Genomic DNA, 24898 nt, shown 5'->3' with positions numbered 1-24898 from the left:
CTTTTAAGTTCGTGTTCCAAAAATATCTGTGCCGATCCTCACCATGGTTGAACCTGCCGCTATGGCAGTCTCTACATCGTTACTCATCCCCATCGACAACGTATCTATATGAGGATATTGGGTCTGTAGTTTATCAAAGCAAGTTTGTAATTGCTCAAAATATTGAATTTGCGTGTTAGCATCGTCACTTTTTGCAGGAATAGCCATTAGTCCGCGTAATTTTAACTGTGAACACTGACTTATAAATTGCGCTAGTTGGTCAATCTCTTCTATGGTACAGCCTGATTTAGCATCTTCTGCGCTAATATTAACTTGTATCAGTACATTAAGAGCGGGCATTTCCTGTGGGCGCTGAGCGTTTAAGCGTTTTGCTATTTTTAGTCTATCGACGCTTTGTACCCAGTCAAAATTAGCAGCCACCAAAGCGCTTTTATTTGACTGTATAGGGCCAATGAAATGCCAAACAATATCGCTAAATGTGGCTAGTTGCGCTATTTTATCTACAGCTTCTTGAACATAAGATTCACCAAATTGGCGTTGCCCTTGCTCATAAGCTGCCATAATATCAGAGGCGGGTTTGGTTTTAGATACTGCAAGTAACGTAATTTCGTTACTATTACGCTGTGCATTTTGCGCTGCCTCTGCAATTCTAGCGTAGGCGGATGTGAGTCGTTCTGCTATTGTAACCATATATTTATCAGTTAGTTGTGGAGTCATAAATGGATATCACCGAATTATTGGCATTTAGTGTGCAACATAAAGCATCAGATTTGCACTTATCATCAGGGGTGTCACCTATGATACGTGTTGATGGTGATGTGCGACGTATTAATATACCAGCACTTGGAGATAAAGAAGTCAGCAGTCTGGTTTATGACATTATGAACGATAACCAGCGTAAGGACTATGAACAAAATCTCGAAGTGGATTTTTCTTTTGAAGTCCCTAATTTAGCACGTTTTCGTGTAAATGCCTTTAACTCTAATCGTGGTCCTGCTGCCGTGTTTCGTACTATCCCGAGTGATGTATTGACACTTGAAGATTTGGGCGCGCCGGAAATATTCAAACAAATTTCAGATAACCCACGAGGCTTAGTATTAGTTACCGGCCCTACAGGCTCAGGTAAGTCGACTACACTCGCAGCCATGGTGGACTATATAAATCAAAATAAACATCATCATGTACTGACCATTGAAGATCCTATCGAATTTGTGCACGATAATAAACTCAGCTTAATTAACCAGCGTGAAGTTCACCGCGATACACATAGTTTTTCTAATGCCTTGCGAAGTGCATTGCGTGAAGACCCTGATGTTATTTTGGTAGGTGAGCTACGAGATCTAGAAACTATTCGCCTTGCTATGACTGCTGCTGAAACTGGTCACTTAGTGTTTGGCACTTTGCATACCACGTCGGCACCTAAAACCATTGACCGTATTATTGACGTATTTCCTGGTGAAGAAAAAGACATGATCCGCTCTATGCTCTCGGAATCATTGCGTGCGGTTATCTCACAAACACTGATCAAAAAGGTCGGTGGAGGGCGAGTGGCTGCACACGAAATCATGTTGGCAACGCCTGCTATTCGTAACTTAATTCGTGAAGATAAAATTGCTCAAATGTACTCATCGATTCAAACCGGTGCGTCGCAGGGCATGCAAACCATGGATCAATGTTTAACAAACCTTGTTAACAGAGGCATTATCACTCACTCAGCGGCGTATACAAAAGCACAAGATAAGACGCAGTTTAGCGCTTAAGGAATTATTATGACTTTATCTCTAAATCACTTTTTACAAATAATGATCGACAAAAAAGGCTCTGATCTATTTGTATCAAGCCAGCTGCCTATTAGCGCTAAAATTAATGGCGAGCTGATACCTCTTAATGATGACAAGCTAACCGATGAGCAAGCGCTGGAATTAGTTGAATCAGCGATGAGTGAAAAGCAAAAAGCAGAGTTTCATAACACCAAAGAGTGTAACTTTGCGATTGCAACCAGCGAAGGGCGCTTTCGTATTTCGGCTTTTTGGCAACGCGATAGAGCGGGGATGGTTATTCGCCGGATTGTGACCCAAATACCTGATGTAAAAGAACTTGGATTGCCCTCAGCGCTTACAGATGTGATTATGTCAAAGCGCGGACTGGTATTATTTGTCGGTGGTACGGGAACCGGTAAATCAACGTCTTTGGCGGCGCTTATTGGTTATAGAAATCGCAATCAACGTGGGCATATTTTAACTATAGAAGATCCAATAGAGTTTGTTCATGAACATAAAAAAAGCATTATTACTCAACGTGAAGTGGGCTTAGATACTGAAAGTTTTGAGTCAGCACTAAAAAGCTCTTTACGCCAAGCGCCTGATGTTATTTTGATTGGTGAAATTCGATCGCAAGAAACTATGGAGTATGCGTTAAGCTTTGCAGAAACAGGTCATTTATGTGTTGCCACCTTACATGCTAACAATGCTAACCAAGCTATTGATCGTATTATGCACTTAGTTCCAAAAGAGAAGCACGATAAGCTTAAATATGATTTAGCATTAAACTTACGCGCTATTATTGCCCAGCAGCTTATCCCTACCTCTGATGGTGAGGGACGTGCTGCTGCTATAGAGGTATTATTGAATACGCCAATGGTGAGTGAGCTGATTAAAAACGGTAACATTGGTGGTATTAAAGAAACTATGGCCAAATCAACTGAAATGGGCATGCAGACCTTTGACCAAGCGCTGTTTGAGCTTTACAGACAGCAACGGATTAACTATGCCGATGCACTTCATCATGCAGACTCGCCAAATGATTTACGTTTAATGATAAAACTGCGTAATAACGAGCAGCAAGGGGCAGGCTTTTTGCAAGGTGTAACCATTGATGGCCTTGATGATAAAGGTAATATTACCTAAGGACAATTAACTCGTTGCTGCCTACATGGATATAAGCCAGTAGTATAACGTAGGAGCAGTTATCGAGCCAGCTAGGTTATAAACCTCGCGCCATGATTAAATCGCCCCTTACTTGAACGAGTTTTAATCCGCAAAGGTTAATAGACCCAAATCTAAATCCACGCATAAAAAAAGCGCTTTAAGCGCTTTTTTTGTTAAATCAATTTATTCGCCATAACTGGCTTCAAAAAAGCTCTCTAGAATTATCACCGCAGACATATTATCTACGTTGCCTTTACCTAAGTTTTTATAACCACCACGTTCAAACAACCGTGCTTTAGCATCAGCGGTAGTTAAGCGCTCATCTTGAGTATGAACCGCTATACCGTAATGATTATGCAAACGGTTGGCGAACTTTTTGGCTTTAAAGGTAACCTCTTGAGAAGTGCCATCCATATTAAGCGGTAAGCCAACCACCATTAAGTCAGGTTGCCACTCTTTTACCTGTACAGCAATGTCATCCCAATTAGGGATGCCATCTTGAGCTTTCACCGCCTTTAGGCTGGTGGCGCTGCCTGTCAATTCTTGACCAATTGCAATACCAATGCTCTTAGTACCAAAATCAAATCCCATTACGGTGCGCTCACCTTGCGGTTTTACTGTTTTTTTAGTCATGTTTGTCTTTTATGTTATTAGGGTCTGTTAACCTTTCAAGGTTAAATTTGCAGCAGTCTGTTTGGTATTTAGGCAAGGCAGAGCCTTTGTGGTGTGGTTATTCCCCATAAATAGGCGATAACGCAGCATAAATGCCAAACAGGCGCTGCCCGAAGGGTTCTGCCTAGGGGCGATTTACTCTTTGTTGCTCGGTTTTTACTTAGCCCACTAGGTTACAAACTTCGCGCCGCGATTAAATTGCCCCTAGTTTGAACAAATTTTAATCAGCAAAGGTCAACAGACCCTAAGCATGTCCAGCTTCGGGGCTTAATTGGCTAACATCAAAACCAAGCATAGAGACTGCCATTTCCCAGCGCTTTTCCACTGGGGTATCAAAAATTATTTTAGGGTCGGCTTTTATAATCAACCAGCTATTATCAAGTAGCTCTTGTTCTAGCTGGCCTTGCTCCCAACCTGAGTAACCTAAGGTAATTATAAATTGCTCGGGTGCTTGAGCAGTAGTTAATGTGGCTAATACATCTTTTGAGGTAGTGATCATAATATCACTGCTCAATTTTTGGCTTGCCGAATACCCCGGTTTTGGTGAATGTAGCACAAAGCCACGATCCGTTTTTACCGGCCCGCCAGCATACACTGTCACTTGCGCGGCATGTTGCGACTTATCGTTATCAATATCAATTTTGTCGAGTAGCTCACCTACGGTAACATCAATCGGTTGATTGATAACAAGTCCCATAGCGCCTTCTTCATTGTGTTCACAAATATAAGTGACCGCACGTTTAAAAAAAGGGTCTTGCATTGATGGCATTGCGATTAAAAAATGATTTTCTAATGACTGCATAATTTTTACCCCTTTAGTTATTGAATCTTGAGTATGGCATAGTCCCATGTTTTAACACTAAAAATTTATTCAACTTTAAGCGATGACTATAGAAGCGTCAGCGCTTAAAGTTTGCTATGGCTTTAGCTAAGTTTTCTCTCTATGGCATCAAATAAAATACCGGTAATAGAAATGTCGTAAGCGGCCTCAATTTCTTTAACACAGGTTGGTGCTGTTACGTTAATTTCAGTTAACTTATCGCCAATGATATCTAAGCCAACAAATATTAAGCCTTTTTCTTTCAATGTAGGGGCAACTGCTTGAGCAATTTTAAGATCTGACTCACTAATTGGGCGTGCTTCACCACGTCCGCCGGCGGCTAAGTTACCGCGCGTTTCGCCGTTTTGTGGGATACGCGCTAAGCAATAAGGAATAACTTCACCATCAACAACCAATACGCGCTTGTCACCTTGAGTGATCTCTTCAATGTAATTTTGCGCCATCGCAAAGCGACTGCCATGCTCAGTTAAGGTTTCGCATATTACGCCAATATTGGCATCATCTGCTTTTACTCTAAAAATAGAAGCACCGCCCATACCATCCAGTGGTTTTAAAATAATATCCTTGTGCTGGGCTAAAAATTCACGGATTTGCTTTTGGCTGCGCGTAACTAATGTATCAGGTGTGTGCTCACTAAACCAAGCTGTAAAAAGTTTTTCATTGGCGTCACGCAAGCTCTGTGGCTTATTAATAACTAAAGTACCCGCTTGCTCAGCACGTTCTAAAATATAGGTTGCGTAAATATATTCAGTATCAAAAGGCGGATCTTTACGCATTAAAATAACGTCTAAATCAGCCAGCGCAATGGTGGTTTTTTCTTCAAGTTGGTACCATTTTTCTGCGTTATCAAAAACCTGCGCTTTGGCTGCAGTGGCGTAGGCATTGCCTTGACGCAGCGATAAATCATCCATTTCCATGTAGTAAATTTCGTAGCCACGGGTTTGCGCTTGCATCATCATTGCAAAACCGGTGTCTTTTTTAATATTAAATCCACTAATAGGATCTGAAATAATACCTAACTTAATTGCCATGCGCTGTGCCTTAATTTATGTGTTTTTTACAACTGTAACCTTGATATGTGGGTGCTTTTTGTTATTTCAATTAGCTAAATCGCCAAATTGTAATTGCAGTGCGCTTAAAACGGTTAACGCTGCTGTTTCTGTGCGAAGTACCCGCGGGCCTAAGCGAATATCTACAAATTCTTGTTGCTTTGTTTGTGCTATTTCATCGTCAGTAAATCCGCCTTCCGGCCCTACTAAAAAGCGCACGCCGTCATCGGGAATGGTAATAGTTTTAATACTGTGTTCGGCGCGAGGATGCAAAGTTAATTTAATGGCAGCTGTTTGCTGTTCAAGCCAGGTTTTTAAATCAACAGGTGAGTGTACTTTTGGCACAAAGTTGCGCCCAGATTGCTCTGATGCGGCAATGGCTATTTTTTGCCATTGCTGGTGTTTTTTTTCTAAGCGGTCGCCACTTAGTTTTACGCCGCAGCGCTGGCTAAAAATAGGAGTGATTTCAGTGATCCCTAATTCAACAGACTTTTGAATGGTAAAATCCATTTTGTCACCACGGGATACGCACTGGCCTAAATGAATTTTTAATGGTGATTCAACGTCATGAGGATTAAATTCAAGTGGCATAACAACCACGCTCTTTTTACTCACCTCAATAATTTCACTGAGGAATTCTCCGCCTTCACCATTAAAAATAGAAACCTGCTCGCCCACTTTCATGCGCAACACTCGACCTATGTGCCCAGCAGCATCATCGTCAAGGTTTAAAGGAGTATTAAGGGCAATTGGTGATGATTGATAAATATGAGGCACTCGCATGGCAAATCACTTTTTTTACATAGAAGTTATATCCCTCTATGGTAAGTAAGCAAAGGCTTGGGTGCAATTATTTATTTTTCATATTCAGGGACTGCAAGCTCTATTAGTTCTTGTGCGGTTTGGGCTATATCGGTATCACAGGACAAATGATTTGAATGGCACTCTTCATTTATGGGGTTAATGTCATAGCCATGATTGGTTTGACTAATAATATAGCGCTTTTCATGTAATGAATTATAAATAAAGCGCTGTGTATCATCAGCGAGCAAATAATCTGTTTGATTGAATAATACGCCTTGAACATTATGGTGTTCGTGAAGGTAGCTGGCCAGTTCTGAAATACTGATTTCGTTCTCAATATCGCAATAGCAATAATCTTTAACGAGTTCATCAAACATCATTTTAACCAGCTTTTGCGTGTTCGCACCGGCTATAATGATGTCTTTTTTAGCAGCATCATTAGTATTTATGTAATACTTTACAAATGCTCGACTGAACTCGTTATCTATATCAATTAATAGATAACTTCCTGTTTTAATTGCCATATACCTAAAGTCCCTGTTAATTTACCAAACAATTAAATAGGGACGTTTAGCAACGGCTAAATTTAATGAGTTTGGTACTAAATTGAAAACATACTTATTAATAAATAACCAATAGCACAAAATACAGCAAATTCAATACAGGCAATGCCAATATTATCCTGATGGTCGACTTCAAGTGCGGTATCTATATTTGGCATTGAAATAATTTTTATAATATACGTTAAACAGTATAGTAACAGCCACATCACACCGCAATGCATTACCAAAGTAAATAAGTTCTCTACCATTTTACCGTTTTGAAACGCCGCACTCGATAAACCAGCATATGCAGCAAGAGCTAAGCCTATTGATTTACCCGCATAGCGAATACCAATGGAGGTGTTTTCTAAACCAAAGTTACTTTGCAACGAGGCCCCTTGGTTGGCTTTAGCAAAGCGGTTTTCGCGTATTTTACTGTCTAGGGCAAACATGCCTTGTAAAACAAAAAAGCTTACCGAGGCTATTAATAAATTACTAAAGCCTTGAGTGTGTGTCCACGTATATAAACCCAATACTAAAATGCAGTTGGCAATCAGCATGCCTGAATCAACCAGCGCCGCACAAACGTTTTGTTTTAATATAGCTGCTTCTTCATTAAAGCGGCGTAATATCCACTTACGGTGGATTAAATGTCCCATTTTTATAAACGAAAATAACAGCACAATTAACAAAATGACTTTCAGTGGATTTGATTGAGCGGTGCTAACACTAATTTCATCGAACAAAAATGCCATTGTGGCGATCACCACTGATATTTCAGAAGCAAAACTAATTCCCATTGCAAAGTTATCATGTTGCGCTAATTCTTCTTTAAGTGCTTGTTTTGCTTTTATTTGAGTAATAATTCTTAAACTGATGATAATAATACAAATAACCACAAAACTAATAGCAATCGCAACTAAACTAGTGTTAGATAATGATAAATATGACATGGTGTTCCTAAATAGATTTACCTTGATAGGTTTTTAACCATTCTAGTATGGTTATTGGTGAGATAAAAGAGGGTATTGATGAGTAACGACACGCAGCTTCCTATTGAATTACAAAAACTGGGTGAAACGCGTTTTGCAACGCTGTATCCCGAACAACAAATCCAGCAGCAAATCGTGCGTTTATTAGCGTTAAGTGATTTTTCTTGGCGCAGTTTAAGCTCTCAACCTTCGCTGTTGTCTTGGTTGCTATGCGAAGTTGAAATTAACAATAGAGAAATTTCAGATCCCTTTGCAACACTTAATATTAATGAAGTCGAAGAGCAGCAGTGTCATCAATTACTGCGCCAATATCGTGAAAAGTACTGGCTAAAAGTCGCTTTTTTAGACTTATGTTGTGAAAACTCAATTGCGGATAGCATTAAATACATTAGTGAACTTGCCAATAAACTGATAGATAGTGCTAATCAATGGGCCTACAATAATGTTGCTAAAACTAATGGTGAACCATTAGATGAAGATAAAAACGCTTTACCATTAATGGTACTAGGCATGGGGAAGTTAGGAGGGCAAGAGCTAAATTACTCATCTGATATCGACCTTATTTTTGCATACCCCCGCAACGTTAAAACCCAAGGCGGTCGTCGCTCGCTCGAAGCATCTGTTTTTTATACTAAAGTGGCCCAAAAGTTAATTACAGCCCTGAACCAATGCACCGTGGATGGCCAAGTATTTCGGGTTGATATGCGTCTGCGCCCATTTGGTGAAAGTGGTCCGTTGGTGATGAGCTTTAATGCCATTGAAGATTACTACCAAGAGCAAGGGCGTGATTGGGAGCGCTATGCGATGTTAAAAGGGCGTTTAATTGGCACGCCTAATCGTTATTGGCAGGAGTTTAATACCTTGCTGAGACCTTTTGTTTATCGCCGCTATATTGATTTTTCGGTGATTGAATCGCTTAGAAAAATGAAACTCATGATTGCCCAAGAAGTGCGTCGTAAGCGCTTAACAAATAATATTAAATTAGGTGGTGGCGGCATTCGCGAAGTTGAATTTATTGTTCAAGCATTGCAAATGGTCAGGGGCGGCAGAGAAGCAAATTTACAAACACAATCTCTATTAACTGCATTAGAGCAGCTAACTTTTAGCCAAGTGATTGATGAGCATGAAGCCAGAGGGCTTAAAAATAACTATCTTTATTTACGTATGGTAGAGCAATACCTACAGATTTTTGATGATCAGCAAACACAAACTCTGCCTGATGATGAGCTAAATCAGCAACGGCTGAATGTATTGTTGAAGCAAGGTAATTTTGACTCAGCTATTGAAAAAATAGAACAGGTCATGGCGCAAATTCATAATGAGTTTATTCAGGTAATTGGTGAAGAAACCGAACCACTTGATACTTGTGAAGGCGCGTTTATAAGTACTTGGGATCATGGTGATGTTAGCTTTTTGAATGAACCAAGAGAAGAGTGGCAAACACCATTACATGACTTCAAACAGCGCCTATCTAAAGCCAAAGTGGGCAACCGTGGACGCGATATTCTTGATAAATTAATGCCTGCATTGCTCAAGCAATTAAATGACTTTAATGCTACTGCCAGTGCGTTTACAACGGTATGCCAAATACTAAATAAAATTATTTCGCGCACCGCTTATTTAGAGTTGTTGTATGAAAACCCTGGAACGTTAAAGCAGTTAGTTTTGCTCTGTTGCCATAGTAAGTGGATTGGAGAGCATATTTCATTGTATCCCATTTTGCTCGATGAACTTATCGACCCTGCAGTGCTATACAAACCGACCCCATTAACAGCATATAAAGATGAAATAAGACAGTATTTTTTACGTATTGAACATGACGATCTTGAACAACAAATGGAGGCATTACGTCAGTTTAAACAAACTCATCAGTTACGGATTGCTGCCGCAGATGCCACTGGCGTAATTGATGTAATGAAAGTAAGCGATCACTTAACTGCACTTGCAGAAGCAATAGTTGATCAGGCTGTTAATATTGCTTGGTATCATTGTGTTAAACGTTTTGGCATGCCACCCAATACCGATGATGAGCATAAAGGCTTTGCCGTTATTGCGTATGGAAAAACTGGCGGTTTTGAGGTGGGTTATGACTCTGATCTCGATTTAGTGTTCGTGCATAACCATGACGGTACCAGCTACACCAGCGGCGACAAAGCAATTGACTCAAGACAGTTTTATTTAAAACTAGCGCAACGATTAATGCATTTATTTAATACCCGTACTGCTTCAGGTATTTTATATGAATTAGATACTCGACTTCGCCCAGAGGGGGCATCAGGGTTATTAGCGATTAACTTAGAGAGTTTTAATCATTATCAACAAACCCAAGCATGGACGTGGGAGCATCAAGCTTTAGTGAGAGCGAGACTGATTTTAGGCCAAACTGAATTAGTAACGCGTTTTGCACAAATTCGCGCCGAGATATTGTGTCAAAAACGTGATGTTGAACTGCTAAAGACCGACGTAATTAAAATGCGCGAAAAAATGCGTGGTCATTTAGCTAAAGGTAACGAACAGCAGTTTGATTTAAAACAAGACGTGGGGGCGATGACCGATATTGAGTTTATCACCCAATATTTAGTATTAAAGTACGCTCATGAATTTACCCATTTATGCGACTATTCTGACAATGTCAGAATTTTAACGGACGCGGCTAAAATTGGTTGCATTACAGACACACAGAAACAGCAACTTATTAAAGCCTATATAGATTATCGCTCACGCTATCATGTGTTGAGCTTAGATCAGCAGGGTCGCTGCGTAAAACGTGAAGATTTTAGTGAAGATATTAAAAATGTCACGTCGATATGGCAGGCTATTTTTGAATTAAATTGAATAAATACATAGGCGCTCGATTATTATTGAGCGCCTATAAATCGCAGTTAATTACTTAGCTTTAAACAGTGTGTACGTACAAATTCAGACGGTAGCTCGGTAATTACCGCTGCACGTTGTTTAGGGCAAAAGAATGCATATACTTCATTTGAAAAGTCATCATTAATAGAGCGGCTAACGCGGTATAAAGCGGAATTAAAACTGCTATCGATTCGAAAGTGATCTTTAACAACGTAATCCTTATCTAAGTACCATAATAATGTAACCCCTTCGTTATTAGCATATTGGGTAAGAACGGTACGTAAGGTTGAATCAGGTTGAAAGCGACGCGGGCCTACTTCTCCACTCCAATTTAAAGGCATGGGTTCTACTACAAAAGAGCGTTGGTTTAGCGCTCTGTCGAGACTAAGATCGGGTTTTTCGAGTTCAATTACAAATTTGTCATTGTCTTTATCGGTAGTAATCCTATCTCTAATTGATGCATAAAACCGCGATAATCCCTCAGCCGCAGCATTAGTGGTTTGTTGATAATTGAGCGACGATGTACCATTTAGTAAAAAGTAAATGGCTGCACCAATTAACAATAAAGCTAAAAGTATATATCTAATCCAAAACCACATGGCTGTTACTCGTCTTTGTTATTTTAATAACCCATCTTTAATAAAAAGATGGAGCGTCTTTATCTGGGCGTGTTTTAAAACGTCTATGCAACCACATATATTGTTCAGGGGCGGCATTTATTGATTGCTCCATGCGCTGATTAACACGTGTTACATCGGCTTTATCATCGCCGCTTGGGAAATTTTCAAGCTCAGGTACGATTTCTAAGTGATACTTTCCGTTGTTATCCCTGTAAGCAATTAAGCTCATTGTTTCGCAGTTTTTACTACCTGCAAACATTAGTGTACCAGTGGTGGTTGCTGTATCGGGTACTGCGTAAAAAGGCACAAACTCACAGCGGTTACGGCCATAATCCTGATCGGGTAAGTAATAACACAGCTTTTTATTTTTTAATGATTTTAATAATCCTTTTACGTCTTTTTTCCCAACCATGTATTCATTAGAGCGAAGACGTCCATTGGTGGTAAAGTATTCCATAAGCGGATTGTTATGCGGGCGGTAAAAGCCAATACCTTGGCACTTCAAACCCATTACACGACTTGTCATTTCAAGATGAAGTATATGTGGAACAAGTAATAAAACACCTTTTCCTGATTGTTGTACGCGCTCAAAGTGCTCAAGCCCTTTTATTGACCCGAGTACTTTTTTGACCCGCCATTGTGGCCACCACCAAGCCATACCGGTTTCAACCATGGCAATACCGGTATTTTCCATATTTTTAAGTACCAGTTGTTGTTGCTCGGCTTCGCTCATTGTGGGGAAACAGCGTTTAATATTAACCTCAGCAATATGCCTTCTACGCTTCATATATTTATGAACCAAGCGTCCTAGCTGCTTACCCATAGCTAATTGTAGTTTTTGCGGTAACCAAGAAATGAGATATAAAAACAAAACACCAATCCAGGTTAGCCAGTAACGAGGACCTAAAAAAGAGGCTTTAAAAGGGGATGAGTTAACCACAAAAATTTCTCTAAAAATAAAAGGCTAGGGTCTGTTGACCTTTGCGGATTAATATTTGTTCAAACTAGGGGCAATTTAATCGCGGCGCGAGGTTTGTAACCTAGTGGGCTAAGTAAAAACCGAGCAACAAAGAGTTAATTGCCCCTAGGCAGAACCCTTCGGGCAGCGCCTGTTTGGCATTAATGCGGCGTTATCGCCTATTAATGGGGAATAACCACACCACATAGGCTCTGCCTTGCCTTAATACCAAACAGGCTGCTGCAAATTTAACCTTGAAAGGTCAACAGACCCTAGTTTAACGCTATGTGTTAAAAAATACAAAAAGCCAGCAAAAAGCTGGCTTTAGTGATTATTTATAATGAAGTCGTCTGCTTAGTTAACAGTATTTAAACCTTGGTTTATACCCACTAAATCTTCACGGCTTAATGTTCCTGTCGCTTGTTTTAAGCGAAGCGTTGATACAACATAACGATAACGCACATCAGCAAGATTACGCTTTGCATTGTACAAGTTTTGCGTACTGATCAGTACATCAACGATTGTACGTGTACCTACTTCAAAACCCGCTTCAGTGGCTTTTAATGCGCTTTCTGCTGAGATAACCGCTTGCTCAAGCGCTTTGAATGTCGCAATGTCAGATACCACTTGATTGTAAGAAGTAATTACAGAGCGAGTTACTGCACGATAATCGGTTTCAAAATCTTGGCTAGCAGCAACGTAAAATGCACGTGCTTGATCTGTTGCAGCAACCGTTGCGCCACCTGAGTAAAGTGGTACGCTAAAGTTTAGTCCAATAGAGCTAGAATCTGAACGAGGTTGATCGTCAAAACTAACGCCATTTGACTCGCTATCTGTCAATGAGTCGCCGTAGCTAGCATTTAACGTTAGTTTTGGATAATGACCTGCTTTTGCGAGTTCAATTTGTTCTTTAGCTATATCAACCGTGATTTTTGATACCTGCAGATTCAAATTTTTGTCTTTAGCTATTTTAACTAAATCAGTTGCAGGCGTACTTGGCTTAACAGTAGAAAACGTTTTGGTGTTTAACATATCAAGTTTTGCGTGATACTTACCAGTGATCTCACGTAGCTGCTCACGGGCTGTTTCTACCGCATTATTAGCAATGATCTCTTGCGCTACTGAGTTATCAAATTGTGCTTGTGCTTCATGTACATCGGTAATAGCTGTTAAACCTACAGCGTAACGCTGTTTAGTTTGTTCAAGTTGGCGCTCAATGGCACGTTTTTCAGCTTGTACAAATTCAAGGTTATCAATAGCGCTAAGTACGTTAAAATAACCCTCAGCAACACGAACAATTAGGTTTTGCTTGGCAAAGTCGTATTGGCCGCTTGCTTGAAGTGCTTGTTTGTCGGCTATACCTAATGAATTCCATGCGCCTAAATCAAATAACGTTTGGCTTAAGCTAATACCACGAGAAAACTCGTCGCTTTCAGAATTAATTTTATTAATAGAAGATAAATCTTCAGATTGTCTGAAGGAAGTTGAGTCAGACTTTGTATAACCCATAGTCAAACCAATTTGCGGTAATAATGCGCTCATAGCGCGATCGCTTTGGTATGATTGAGCATCAGCTTGGGCTTTTGCTTTTAAAACGGTAGGATCGTTGGCTGTTGCGATTTCAAAAACTTGAAGTAAATCTTCAGCATTGGCTACGGTTGAGCCCAATGCGCATGATAAACTAACCAGTGCTGCAAGGATGTTCTTTTTCATGTGATGTTCGGTCCTTAGACAATTTTTGTACTACAGGCATGTTAACCTGTTTTACTTAATAACTAAAAAAAAAATTAGTAAAACAACGTTCTCAAGTGTAACAGAATATATACCTAACACGCCTCATTCGCTCAATTTAGCGTTTTAATGGGGCTTGCAATCAAGGCGTTGATGTATCTACGCTTTCAAAAAGGAAATAAAAAACATGGCGAATAAAAGTCGTACTCAATTTACCCATGATGATGTGAGATTAAAACCGGTTGAAAATTTGTATAAGGGGTTTTTTAAAATAAACCTTTATCAATTTCAGCATGCCTTGTTTGCAGGTGGAGAGTCTGAGGTTATTCGTCGAGAAATTTTAGAGCGTGGCGATGCGGTCGCGGTATTACCTTATGATCCAGTGACTGAGCAAGTATTGCTCATAGAACAAATTCGAATTGGCGCAATTAAAAGCAAACATACGCCTTGGCTGTTAGAATGTATAGCGGGTATGACCGATGACAGTGAAGATTACGAAGCGGTTGTTAAAAAAGAAGCGTTTGAAGAAGCAGGGCTTAATTTAACAGAACTTGAGTTTATGCTGTCTTACCTTTCAAGCCCCGGCGGTACTACAGAGCGTTTGTTCTTATATTTAGCTCACGCCGATTTAAGCCAAATGAGTACTGGCATTTATGGGTTAGAAACCGAAGGTGAAGATATTAAAACCCATATTATGCACGTAGACGAAGCACAGCAGCGACTTAATAGTGGTGAAATAGATAATGCCGCTACCGTAATTAGCTTGCAATGGTTAGCGCTAAATCGCGATAAGATACGTAAAAAGTGGGCATAGTTTTTAATTTTTAATAGTAATGGCGGTATTTTGACAGCAATTTTAACCACTAATCGGTACATTCAAAGCCTTCCAAAGTATTTAACGCTTTGTGAGCACAATTACGTACGCCTTTTAAAATTACTGCCTCATGATCGAGTGATTGGCAATGTAAGAGAAATTAAATTAGGCCACAGTGAATTTGCAATTCACATAGATGATAGTGCCAAATACACACTCGATGTGTCTATTAAACAGTTAAATGGCATGCTCGTTGGCATTGCACCGCTGTATTTAACGGTACGTTTGTACAATGATGCGAAGGTGGCTGAAATTGTTCATCATGACTACCACCAACGAATTAAGCCTTCTTATGGTTACCCTAACCCAAAAATGCATCAAAAAGATGAAAAATATCAGTTAAATGCTTTTTTGTATGACTGGTTGGTAGCGTGTGTTGAAAGAGGTCAATCAACACTTAATTGGGATGTAAATAATGGCTTGGTTTGATGACACTTATTATTTTGAACAAACTACGCTTCGAATTGCACACCTAACTGATTGCCACCTTTTTAGTGATAAAGATGCTGAATACTTTGGCGTTAATACCGCTGAACATTTTGTTAAAGCATTGGCCGATATAGCAAAGCAGCAGCCTGATGCGTTGATATTTGGTGGTGACCTAACGCAAGATCACAGCTTTAATTCGTATTTATTATTTGCAGAACTTATTCATAATAGTGACGTTGATTGCCCCGTATTTTGGGTGCCTGGTAACCATGATGAGATTGAACAGCTTAATTTAATTAGTGGTGGACAAATACAACACGCTAAACACATAGTGGCACAAGGAATTGAGCTAATATTAATTAACTCTAAAGGTGATACACCAGCAGGGTGGGTTAGCGCCACACATTTGGATGAAATTATGGCGTGCTTAGTTAATTCAAGCAATCGCCACATTGCATTTTGTCATCACAACCCATTGCCTATTAATGGCTACCTAGATAAACATATGCTAGAAAATGGGCCGCAACTATTAAATTTATTAGTTAATAATGGCCGCGTTGATGCGCTGTTTCATGGGCATGTTCACAATGACTACCAACAGCAGTTTAGAGGGCTTAATGTGTACGCCACTCCTGCAAGTTGCGTGCAGTTTAGTAAACACAGTGAGACTTGGCAGCAAGAAAATAAAGGGTCAGCTTATCGCATGCTGTATTTAAATGCTGAGCAACAACAGCTGCACATACACTCGGACGTGGTATGGTTAAACGGGTAATTTATATTCACGGTTTTAATAGCTCTGAAAAATCATATAAAGCTGTGCGCTTTGGTGAGCTTATGGCACACTATGATGTTGATTATTGTGTGCCGCGTTTAAATCATGAGCCTGTAGAGGCTATTATAGCGCTTGAACAACTATTAACACCGAATACCGTATTATTGGGCAGCTCGCTAGGTGGTTTTTTTGCCACGTATTTATCGCAGCGTTATCAAATTCCTGCGGTGGTAATTAATCCTGCCGTTGCCCCATATACATTATTAGAGCCTATACTTGGGCCTAATTATAATCCGTATCAAGATTATAATTACCAATTACAATCTCGTCATATAGATGCGTTAAAAGCATTAACGGTGACAGAGTTAAAACACCCTGAACTGATGTACTTATTACAGCAAACAGGGGATGAAGTGTTAAATTTTCAGCACGCAATAAAGTATTACTCACAATGTAAACAGTTAATTGAATTTGGCGGCGATCATAGCTTTAATGGCTTTGAGCGAGCTTTTTCAAGCATTGTCGATTTTCTTAAAATCAGATATTAGCGTATATAAAGATAAAAACTATGACTCAACAAAATTATAACGCCGAAGCCATTGAAGTACTTAATGGATTAGAGCCGGTAAAACGCCGCCCAGGCATGTATACAGATACCACAAGGCCAAACCATTTAGGCCAAGAGGTTATTGATAACAGTGTTGATGAGGCAATGGCTGGGCACGCAACACGTATTGATGTCATTTTACATGAAGATAATTCGCTTGAGGTGAGTGACGATGGCCGAGGTATGCCAATTGACATTCACCCAGAAGAAGGTATTCCAGGAGTTGAGTTAATATTTACTAAGCTGCATGCCGGCGGTAAGTTTTCAAACAAAAACTATCAATTCTCTGGTGGCTTGCATGGCGTAGGTATCTCGGTTGTTAATGCGCTATCTACCCGCGTGGAAGTAACGGTTCGCCGTGATGCGCAGCAATTTAGAATGGCTTTTGAGCATGGCGATAAAGTTGAAGATTTAAATGTTATTGGCTCAGTGGGTAAACGCAACACTGGTACTACGGTACGTTTTTGGCCAGATACCAGCTATTTTGACTCTGCTAATTTTTCTTTGACTAAGCTTAATCACTTATTAAAAGCTAAAGCGGTTTTATGCCCAGGTTTGCGTATTAAGTTTGTAAATAAACAAACGAAAGAAACCCAAGAATGGTTTTATGAAACAGGCTTAAAAGATTACTTAATTGAAGCCGTTAAAGGTTACGAAATACTACCTAAAGACCCATTTGTGGGTGAGTTTTCAAGTTCTATTGAAGGCGCTGATTGGGCGGTAGTATGGATGCCTGAAGGTGGTGAGTCGATAGCCGAAAGTTATGTAAACTTAATTCCTACCGCGCAAGGGGGCACCCATGTAAATGGTCTGCGCCAAGGGCTTTTAGAGGCGATGCGTGAATTTTGTGAGTTTAGAAATTTATTACCACGTGGCGTAAAGCTCACCCCAGATGATATTTGGGAACGTTGTAGTTATGTGTTGTCGGTTAAAATGCAAGACCCACAATTTGCAGGGCAAACCAAAGAAAAACTCTCATCACGTTCATGTGCTGCGTTTGTATCGGGTGTAGTAAAAGATGCCTTTAGCTTATGGCTAAATGAGCACACTGACACCGCAGAGCTACTTTCTGAACTATGTATTTCAAATGCACAGCGTCGCTTACGTGCGGCTAAAAAAGTAGTACGTAAGCGAGTTACATCAGGCCCAGCATTACCAGGCAAACTGACCGATTGTAGTGCTGCTGATAATGACCGCACGGAATTATTTTTAGTAGAGGGTGACTCAGCAGGCGGTTCAGCTAAACAAGCGCGAGATCGTGAGTTCCAAGCAATTATGCCGCTAAGAGGTAAAATTTTAAATACTTGGGAAGTTGAATCAGGGCAAATTTTGGCCTCTCAAGAGGTGCACGATATTTCAGTCGCGCTAGGTATTGACCCTGACTCAACCGATATGTCGGGACTACGTTACAATAAAATATGTATATTAGCGGATGCTGACTCCGATGGACTGCATATTGCCACCTTACTGTGTGCCTTATTTGTACGCCATTTCCCACAATTAGTTAAAACTGGCCATGTGTATGTTGCTATGCCACCGTTATTTAGAATTGATATTGGTAAAGATGTTTACTACGCGCTGGATGAAGATGAAAAAACCGGTATTTTAGCGCGCATAGAAGCAGAAAAAAAACGTGGCAAAGTAAACGTACAACGCTTTAAAGGTTTGGGTGAAATGAACCCGCTACAATTGCGTGAAACAACTATGGACCCTAATACTCGTCGTTTAGTGCAACTCACTCTTGATGAGGAGCAGCAAACAATGGAAATGATGGATATGCTACTCGCTAAAAAGCGCTCATCAGATCGCCGTCAATGGCTAGAGGATCATGGTAATAAGGCACAAGTTTAATAAGCCTTTGGGCTTTAAAACAGGAGAGGCAAATGAATAAATTATTTAGCACACTGTTGTTACTGGGCTTAATATCATCGCCAGTGATGGCGAAAAATATACTCGACAAGCTGACCGCTGCACCAGGTTTTGAAATCAGCTTATTTGCTGATGATGTTGAAAATGCACGGCAAATTGCAGTATCAAGCCGAGGTATTGTGTATGCAGGGTCTCGTAAAGCGGGCAATGTGTATGCACTGATTGACCATAACAGCGATGGCGTGGCAGATAAAAAAATAGTGATTGCAGAGGGATTAAATATGCCCTCGGGTTTAGCAATTAAAGGCGGTGACTTATATGTTGGTGAAGTGCACCGGATTATCCGTTTTAAAAATATCGATAAACACCTCAAAAATCCTGAGTATGAAGTGTTTTATAGCGATTTACCGTCAGAGCGTCACCATGGTTGGAAGTTTTTGCGCTTTGCACCAAATGGCGAGCTGATAATTCCCGTGGGCGTACCGTGTAATATTTGTGAGGAAGATGCTCGCTTTGGCCGTATTTTTTCGTTAAATACCGATACCAAAGAAATAACGACTTTAGCCAAAGGTGTACGTAATACGGTGGGTTTTGACTTTCATCCTAGTACGCAAATGCTATGGTTTAGCGATAACGGCCGCGACATGATGGGGGATGATATTCCACCTGATGAGCTAAACCGCATTACTAAGGAAGAAGAGCACTTTGGTTTTCCATACGTGCATGGTGGCGTTATTGTTGATCCTGAGTTTGGTGAAGGCAAAAATATTGCTGATTACACTCAACCTGCATTGGCATTGGGGGCGCATGTTGCGCCATTGGGTATTCATTTTTATACCGGCAAACAGTTCCCAAATAGCTACAAACAACAGTTATTTGTTGCTGAGCATGGTTCATGGAATCGCTCTGAAAAGGTTGGTTATAAAGTGGCTGTGGCAACCATAGAAAATGCCAAAGTAACTAAATATACGCCACTGATCACCGGCTTTATGCAAGACGAAACGACATTTGGACGCCCTGTTGCATTTGCACAATTAAATGATGGCAGTCTATTGGTAAGCGATGATTACGCTAACGTAATTTACCGCGTAAGCTATAAGAAAAACTAGGTAAGCTTTAATGAGTGATACAGATACCTTGCTAATGCAAGGAATTGAACAGCAAACAATGGGGCGTTTTACCGAAGACGCCTATTTAAATTATTCAATGTACGTGATCATGGATCGTGCCTTACCGCACGTTGGTGACGGCTTAAAACCCGTTCAGCGCCGTATTATTTATGCGATGAGTGAACTGGGGTTATCGGCAAGTGCTAAATACAAAAAATCAGCCCGTACCGTGGGTGATGTATTAGGTAAATACCATCCTCATGGTGATAGTGCCTGTTATGAAGCCATGGTACTTATGGCGCAGCCGTTTTCTTATCGCTACCCGTTAGTTGATGGTCAGGGTAACTGGGGTGCAGCTGACGATCCTAAGTCGTTTGCGGCAATGCGTTATACTGAAGCGCGTTTATCTAAATTCTCTGAAGTATTACTTAAAGAGTTAGGCCAAGGGACCGTTGATTGGACGCCAAACTTCGACGGCACCATGGATGAGCCTTTAGTATTGCCATCGCGCTTACCGCATATATTACTTAATGGTGTCACCGGTATTGCGGTAGGTATGGCAACCGATATACCGCCGCATAATGTGCGTGAAGTAGCCAGTGCCTGTTGTTTATTACTTGATAAACCAAAAACAGAGCTCGAAGAGTTACTGGATTTAGTACATGCGCCAGATTACCCAACTGATGCTGAAATAATTACGCCAAAAGCTGATATTCACAAAATTTATAAAACTGGCCGTGGCTCAATTAAAATGCGCGCTGTGTATTGTGAAGAGCAAGGCGATATAGTTATTACTGCGTTACCGCATCAATGTTCGGGTGCAAAAGTACTTGAGCAAATTGCAGCGCAAATGAATGCTAAAAAGTTGCCAATGGTAGCCGATTTACGTGATGAATCTGATCATGAAAATCCGACCCGCATTGTGATTGTGCCGCGTTCAAACCGAATTAAAGCTGAGCCATTAATGGCACACTTATTTGCCACCACCGATCTTGAAAAAAATTACCGCGTAAATTTAAATATGCTCGGCTTAGATGGCCGTCCACAGGTTAAAGATTTACGGAGTATTTTAACAGAGTGGTTAACCTTTAGACGCGAAACGGTACGTCGTCGCTTGCAATATCGACTTGATAAAGTGCTGGCACGATTACATATTTTAGAAGGTTTACTAGCTGCCTTTTTAAATATTGATGAAGTTATAGAAATCATCCGCTCTGAAGATAAGCCCAAACCAATATTGATGGAGCGCTTTGATTTAACAGATATTCAAGCAGAAGCCATTTTAGAATTAAAACTTCGCCATTTGGCAAAACTTGAAGAGTTTAAAATTCGTGGTGAGCAAGATGAATTGGCGAAAGAGCGTGACAAATTAGAGCAAACACTGGGCTCAGACCGTCGCATGTCGACCTTATTGAAAAAAGAAATTCAAGAAGCTGCAGAAATGTATGGTGATGATCGCCGCTCGCCTGTGATTGAGCGTGTAGAAGCTAAAGCACTAAGCGAAAAAGATTTAATACCATCAGAGTCAGTAACCGTGGTGTTATCAGATAAAGGCTGGGCACGGGTTGGTAAGGGTCATGACTTAGATGTGGAAGGATTAAATTACCGCGCTGGTGATGGCTATAGAGCATCAGCGAGAGGTAAAAGTAATCAACCAGCGGTATTTTTAGATTCAGCAGGGCGTGCATTTGCTACTGATGCTCATAGTCTTCCTTCAGCGCGAAGCCAAGGCGAGCCAATGACAGGGCGCTTTAACTTAACCTCGGGCGCCAGCTTTGAGCATGTAGTTATGGGTGAAGACGCTCAAGTGTTGTTAATGGCCTCCGACGCTGGTTATGGCTTTATTACTGACTTTAAAGATTTAGTGAGTAAAAACAAAAACGGTAAAGCGTTAGTGAGTGTGCCAAAAGGTGGTGTGTTACTTTCGCCAATTCGCGTTAACGACGTGGCTACTGACTACTGTATGGCGATTTCTAACGAAGGGCGGATGTTGTTATTCCCACTGCGAGACCTCCCTAAGCTAGGTAAGGGTAAGGGCAATAAAATTATTTCTATTCCGGGTGCGAAAGTGCAAGCCCGCGAAGAGTTTGTAAAAGTATTAGCTGTTGTACCACAAGGCAGTAGTGTTACGCTGCATGCAGGTAAACGTAAGCTGACCCTTAAACCAAGCGACCTTGAGCACTATCATGGTGAGCGAGGGCGCAGGGGGAATAAGTTACCTCGTGGCTTACAGCGCGTTGATGAAGCTGTGGTAGAGTTAACACCGCAGCAAGTAGATGAACCAAGCTCAGACGCAGAGCCAAGTTAATCCTAAGATCAAATTAGAAAACGGCTTACCTAGGTAAGCCGTTTTTTTATGACTGTTTTATTTCAGCGCACGCTTGTGCGCTATTTTCTCGTCTACGCAACAAAATAACGTTATAATAGAGCAATACATGATTGTGGTTATATTGGAGAGGCGCATTTGCTAGCTGTTATACGTATTTTAATAATGCTGTTGTTTATATTGTTAAGTTGTTTTTTTGGTTTGTTATTATCAATATTTAGACCATTTCATCCTAATAATGTGCACGTTATTGCAAGTTGGTTTGGTTCAATGGCTAAAATGCTTGGGGTTAAATTAGAACTAAAATATCATCCCGATGCGCTTAAGGTGGGGCCTGCTGTGTATGTAGCGAATCACCAAAATAGCTATGATTTATTTACTGTTCCAGCCATGGTGCCAAAAAATTGTGTGAGTGTTGGCAAAAAAAGTCTGAAGTGGATCCCATTTTTTGGTCAGCTTTATTGGTTGTCGGGTAATATTTTAATCGACAGAGCAAATCGCTCTAAAGCGGCAGGCACTATTTCTAAAGCAGCGGCTAAAATAAAACAAAAAGGCTTATCGGTGTGGATGTTCCCTGAGGGGACGCGTAGTTATGGTCGTGGTTTACTCCCTTTTAAAACCGGTGCGTTTCATACAGCAATGAGTGCAGAGGTACCTGTTGTGCCAGTATGTATGAACACAACCGATAAAACCATTAAACTAAATCGCTGGGATAATGGTACAATTTACATTGAAATGTTAGCCCCCATAGCACTTGATAACAGTATCAGTGCCCGTGAGCACGCTAAAAGTGTGCACAGCATTATGGCTGCTAAAATAACAGAATTAGATGCTCAAGTGAGAGAGAAATAATGGAAAACTGGCGTGAAATAAGTGAAGACATCGTAACTTCATTACTTGAAGATGGTTCCGATCCGGAAATTCTTTATGAAGTAGAACACCACTTTGTATGTGAAGATTTTACTAAGTTAGAACAAGCTGCACTTGCTGCGTTTAAACTAGGTTACGATGTAGAAGAGCCAGCAGAACTTGAGCTTGAAGACGGCGAAAAGATTTGGAGTTTTGACATTGTTGTTGAAGCCGAATTAGATGTTGACGTTATAATGGAAGACGTTGATAAGCTTGCACAACTTGCTGTTGAATGCGACGTAGAATACGACGGTTGGGGCACTTACTTTCAAGAGTAAGGGTTACCAATGCAAAAGGCGAACAATTATGTTCGCCTTTTTTGTGCTGTTAGATCTGCGTTGTAATTACAGCCACTTTTTATTTTTAAAGTAAATACCAATCCCACCAGTCAAAACAACCAAAAACACCACAAATGCAGTAAATGCATAGGGGCTGTCTGTGCCAGGAATACCGCCAACATTGACCCCCAATAACCCAGTCAAAAATCCTAGTGGTAAAAATAAAGCAGCCACCACCGACATCACATACATACGCTGATTTAATTGCTCAGACACTTGGTTAGTAATGGTTTGCTGAATAACGAGTGCACGCTCTATTGAGCTATCGAGCTCTTCTAAATAGCGAATAAGTAAATTGGTGGTTTCATTTAGCTTGGCTTTATCATCGTCAAACAGCCACGAGTAATGATTATTAACCATGTTGCTGAGCGCTTCCTTTTGTGGTTTTAAGTACCGTTTTAGCGCGATTGTTTGACGGCGAAGTTGCGACAAGCCCTGGTTATCAAACTTTTTACTAGGCTCATCAATTTCTTCTTCAAACTCATCTAAGCTTTCATCTAGTTCATCTATTACCGTTTGCATACGTGAAGTTAACTTTTGCGCTAAGCTACACACTAGTTCAGAAATACTGCTAGGCCCCTCATTATTATTCAACGAGGTTAAAATATCTTGCACTGACAATAATCGGCGCTTACGGGTAGTGATCACCACATCTTTATTAATAAATAAGCGAATAGACACCATGTCTTCAGGGCTTTGCGCTGGATTTAAATTGATTCCACGTAAAAACAGCATATGGCCATTCATTGTAGGAGTAATACGAGGGCGTGTTTCATCTGCGGTAAGTGATTCAAGTTCGTAGTCGTTTAATTGGCCGCAGTTTTTTAACCAATCAACGGCTTCTTTTTGACTGTAATCCATATGTACCCACAGTTTTCCATCAGTAGGTTGCCATTGATGTAATTGTTTACTGTTTTCTATTGGGCGAGCGCCGCCTTGTTCATCAAGAATAAGCGCATGAAGTAAGCCGTTAATCATAATAATTTCTCATAAATAGTATGTTTTTAATACAGTTTTACTGTAGTGTATTTAACTTAGCTTTACTTTGAAGAGTTAAGCAACAAAAAGTTATTTTTTAGCCTATGGTTAAGTGTACACATTAGAGGGCATTGTTAACCGAGTAAACTTAAAAGATCAATCAAATCGACTTATCGAGTGGATGAATTTATTTTGCTGGTGTTTTATTAGCGGTAGCGTATAAAACACTTTTTTACTAAGGGCGCATTTATGACGACAAAAATAACAGTTGGTTGGCGTGAGTGGTTAAGTTTACCCGAGCTAGGTATCGAGCAAATTAAAGCAAAAATAGATACTGGTGCGCGTACTTCCTGTATTCATGCAATTAATATTGAAGAGTACGAAGTAGATGGCGAAAAGTGGGTTAAATTTACAGCCCAACCATTGCAAGAAGACGAGCAAACGCAAATTACCTGCAATGCCAAAGTTAAAAAAATGAAGTACGTTACCAGCTCTAGTGGCCAAAAAGAATTGCGTTACTTTATTGAAACTACATTGCATGCAGGCGAATTTAGTTGGCCAATAGAAATTACATTAACAAGTCGTGCGTCAATGAAGTTTAGAATGTTGTTAGGGCGCACAGCAATGGAAAATCGTATAGTCGTTGATCCGGCTTTATCACACTTATTATAAGGATTCGTTGAGTAGTAAATACA

24 protein-coding genes are annotated in these 24898 nt (G+C 40.4%); 13 read left to right on the top strand and 11 right to left on the bottom strand.

Translation table 11 applies throughout. The features are described 5' to 3' along the window. Positions 1-3: 3 nt before the first annotated feature. Entirely contained in the window at positions 4-717 is a 714-nt protein-coding gene (locus tag FHG08_RS01055) for a YggS family pyridoxal phosphate-dependent enzyme (protein WP_178956570.1), read from the bottom strand. Positions 718-719: 2 nt separating this feature from the next. Here FHG08_RS01055 and FHG08_RS01050 point away from each other — a divergent pair, with 2 nt between their 5' ends. Further along, positions 720-1760 carry a type IV pilus twitching motility protein PilT gene (locus FHG08_RS01050; protein ID WP_010391590.1) on the top strand — a complete coding sequence of 347 codons (1041 nt, stop codon included), beginning with the start codon at positions 720-722 and terminating at the stop codon, positions 1758-1760. A gap of 9 nt (positions 1761-1769) precedes the next feature. Continuing rightward, the gene (locus FHG08_RS01045) at positions 1770-2906 is read left to right on the top strand and encodes a PilT/PilU family type 4a pilus ATPase (RefSeq protein WP_138609270.1); all 1137 of its coding nucleotides are present in this window, start codon (positions 1770-1772) and stop codon (positions 2904-2906) included. Positions 2907-3110: 204 nt separating this feature from the next. Here FHG08_RS01045 and ruvX read toward each other — a convergent pair whose 3' ends face one another. The 6 genes from ruvX to FHG08_RS01015 all read right to left on the bottom strand — a co-directional run bounded on the left by ruvX (position 3111) and on the right by FHG08_RS01015 (position 7788). Continuing rightward, the gene (gene ruvX, locus FHG08_RS01040) at positions 3111-3560 is read right to left on the bottom strand and encodes a Holliday junction resolvase RuvX (protein ID WP_013465849.1); all 450 of its coding nucleotides are present in this window, start codon (positions 3558-3560) and stop codon (positions 3111-3113) included. 283 nt (positions 3561-3843) lie between these two features. After that, positions 3844-4401, bottom strand: coding sequence for a YqgE/AlgH family protein (locus tag FHG08_RS01035; RefSeq protein ID WP_010391585.1), 558 nt, complete (start codon positions 4399-4401; stop codon positions 3844-3846). 122 nt (positions 4402-4523) lie between these two features. Next, positions 4524-5471, bottom strand: coding sequence for a glutathione synthase (gshB, locus tag FHG08_RS01030; protein WP_138609469.1), 948 nt, complete (start codon positions 5469-5471; stop codon positions 4524-4526). 66 nt (positions 5472-5537) lie between these two features. Next, positions 5538-6272: a 16S rRNA (uracil(1498)-N(3))-methyltransferase gene (gene rsmE, locus FHG08_RS01025; RefSeq protein ID WP_178956569.1), complete on the bottom strand. Its 735-nt coding sequence runs from the start codon at positions 6270-6272 to the stop codon at positions 5538-5540. Positions 6273-6343: 71 nt separating this feature from the next. Further along, the gene (locus FHG08_RS01020) at positions 6344-6817 is read right to left on the bottom strand and encodes a hypothetical protein (RefSeq protein WP_178956568.1); all 474 of its coding nucleotides are present in this window, start codon (positions 6815-6817) and stop codon (positions 6344-6346) included. 77 nt (positions 6818-6894) lie between these two features. Further along, positions 6895-7788, bottom strand: a complete 894-nt coding sequence (locus FHG08_RS01015) for a hypothetical protein (RefSeq protein WP_178956567.1) — start codon at positions 7786-7788, stop codon at positions 6895-6897. Positions 7789-7866: 78 nt separating this feature from the next. On the opposite strand from FHG08_RS01015, the gene glnE reads away from it, so the two are divergent. Beyond that, entirely contained in the window at positions 7867-10662 is a 2796-nt protein-coding gene (gene glnE / locus FHG08_RS01010; RefSeq protein WP_178956566.1) for a bifunctional [glutamate--ammonia ligase]-adenylyl-L-tyrosine phosphorylase/[glutamate--ammonia-ligase] adenylyltransferase, read from the top strand. 47 nt (positions 10663-10709) lie between these two features. Here the strand turns inward: glnE and FHG08_RS01005 are convergent, their stop codons facing one another. The 3 genes from FHG08_RS01005 to tolC form a co-directional block, all read right to left on the bottom strand. After that, positions 10710-11282 carry a toxin co-regulated pilus biosynthesis Q family protein gene (locus FHG08_RS01005; RefSeq protein ID WP_138609258.1) on the bottom strand — a complete coding sequence of 191 codons (573 nt, stop codon included), beginning with the start codon at positions 11280-11282 and terminating at the stop codon, positions 10710-10712. 37 nt (positions 11283-11319) lie between these two features. Continuing rightward, a complete protein-coding gene (lpxL, locus tag FHG08_RS01000) occupies positions 11320-12243 on the bottom strand; it encodes an LpxL/LpxP family Kdo(2)-lipid IV(A) lauroyl/palmitoleoyl acyltransferase (RefSeq protein ID WP_069439864.1) in 924 nt (307 codons plus the stop codon). Positions 12244-12615: 372 nt separating this feature from the next. Next, entirely contained in the window at positions 12616-13974 is a 1359-nt protein-coding gene (gene tolC, locus FHG08_RS00995) for an outer membrane channel protein TolC (protein ID WP_138608421.1), read from the bottom strand. Between the two features lie 205 nt (positions 13975-14179). Between tolC and FHG08_RS00990 the strand changes: the two genes are divergently transcribed. The 9 genes from FHG08_RS00990 (at position 14180) to rraB (ending at position 23165) form a co-directional block, all read left to right on the top strand. Next, entirely contained in the window at positions 14180-14806 is a 627-nt protein-coding gene (locus FHG08_RS00990; RefSeq protein WP_138608423.1) for an NUDIX domain-containing protein, read from the top strand. Positions 14807-14836: 30 nt separating this feature from the next. Continuing rightward, positions 14837-15295 (top strand): DUF1249 domain-containing protein, encoded by a 459-nt coding sequence (locus FHG08_RS00985; RefSeq protein WP_138608425.1) that lies wholly within the window; start codon positions 14837-14839, stop codon positions 15293-15295. Then, positions 15282-16067 (top strand): metallophosphoesterase, encoded by a 786-nt coding sequence (locus FHG08_RS00980; RefSeq protein ID WP_138608427.1) that lies wholly within the window; start codon positions 15282-15284, stop codon positions 16065-16067. Before FHG08_RS00985 ends, FHG08_RS00980 begins: the two co-directional genes overlap by 14 nt. Beyond that, the gene (locus tag FHG08_RS00975) at positions 16052-16615 is read left to right on the top strand and encodes a YqiA/YcfP family alpha/beta fold hydrolase (protein WP_138608429.1); all 564 of its coding nucleotides are present in this window, start codon (positions 16052-16054) and stop codon (positions 16613-16615) included. The genes FHG08_RS00980 and FHG08_RS00975 overlap by 16 nt, the downstream gene beginning before the upstream one ends. 20 nt (positions 16616-16635) lie before the next feature. Then, positions 16636-18525 carry a DNA topoisomerase IV subunit B gene (parE, locus tag FHG08_RS00970; protein WP_024600809.1) on the top strand — a complete coding sequence of 630 codons (1890 nt, stop codon included), beginning with the start codon at positions 16636-16638 and terminating at the stop codon, positions 18523-18525. Between the two features lie 32 nt (positions 18526-18557). Continuing rightward, positions 18558-19652, top strand: coding sequence for a sorbosone dehydrogenase family protein (locus tag FHG08_RS00965; RefSeq protein ID WP_178956565.1), 1095 nt, complete (start codon positions 18558-18560; stop codon positions 19650-19652). Between the two features lie 10 nt (positions 19653-19662). Further along, entirely contained in the window at positions 19663-21960 is a 2298-nt protein-coding gene (gene parC / locus FHG08_RS00960) for a DNA topoisomerase IV subunit A (protein WP_010391560.1), read from the top strand. Positions 21961-22116: 156 nt separating this feature from the next. Then, the gene (locus FHG08_RS00955) at positions 22117-22830 is read left to right on the top strand and encodes a 1-acylglycerol-3-phosphate O-acyltransferase (protein WP_178956564.1); all 714 of its coding nucleotides are present in this window, start codon (positions 22117-22119) and stop codon (positions 22828-22830) included. Then, on the top strand, positions 22830-23165 hold the full coding sequence (gene rraB / locus FHG08_RS00950; RefSeq protein WP_008110603.1) for a ribonuclease E inhibitor RraB: 336 nt from the start codon (positions 22830-22832) through the stop codon (positions 23163-23165). Before FHG08_RS00955 ends, rraB begins: the two co-directional genes overlap by 1 nt. Positions 23166-23231: 66 nt before the next feature. Here the strand turns inward: rraB and FHG08_RS00945 are convergent, their stop codons facing one another. Next, on the bottom strand, positions 23232-24203 hold the full coding sequence (locus FHG08_RS00945; RefSeq protein WP_138608437.1) for a zinc transporter ZntB: 972 nt from the start codon (positions 24201-24203) through the stop codon (positions 23232-23234). Between the two features lie 249 nt (positions 24204-24452). Here FHG08_RS00945 and FHG08_RS00940 point away from each other — a divergent pair, with 249 nt between their 5' ends. After that, on the top strand, positions 24453-24875 hold the full coding sequence (locus FHG08_RS00940) for an ATP-dependent zinc protease (RefSeq protein ID WP_010391555.1): 423 nt from the start codon (positions 24453-24455) through the stop codon (positions 24873-24875). The last annotated feature ends 23 nt before the right edge of the window (positions 24876-24898 follow it).

The organism is Pseudoalteromonas sp. Scap03 (assembly GCF_013393115.1).
Lineage (GTDB): Bacteria > Pseudomonadota > Gammaproteobacteria > Enterobacterales > Alteromonadaceae > Pseudoalteromonas.
The sequence above is the reverse complement of the archived record's forward strand: the minus strand, read 5'-3'. Positions and strand labels throughout refer to the sequence as shown.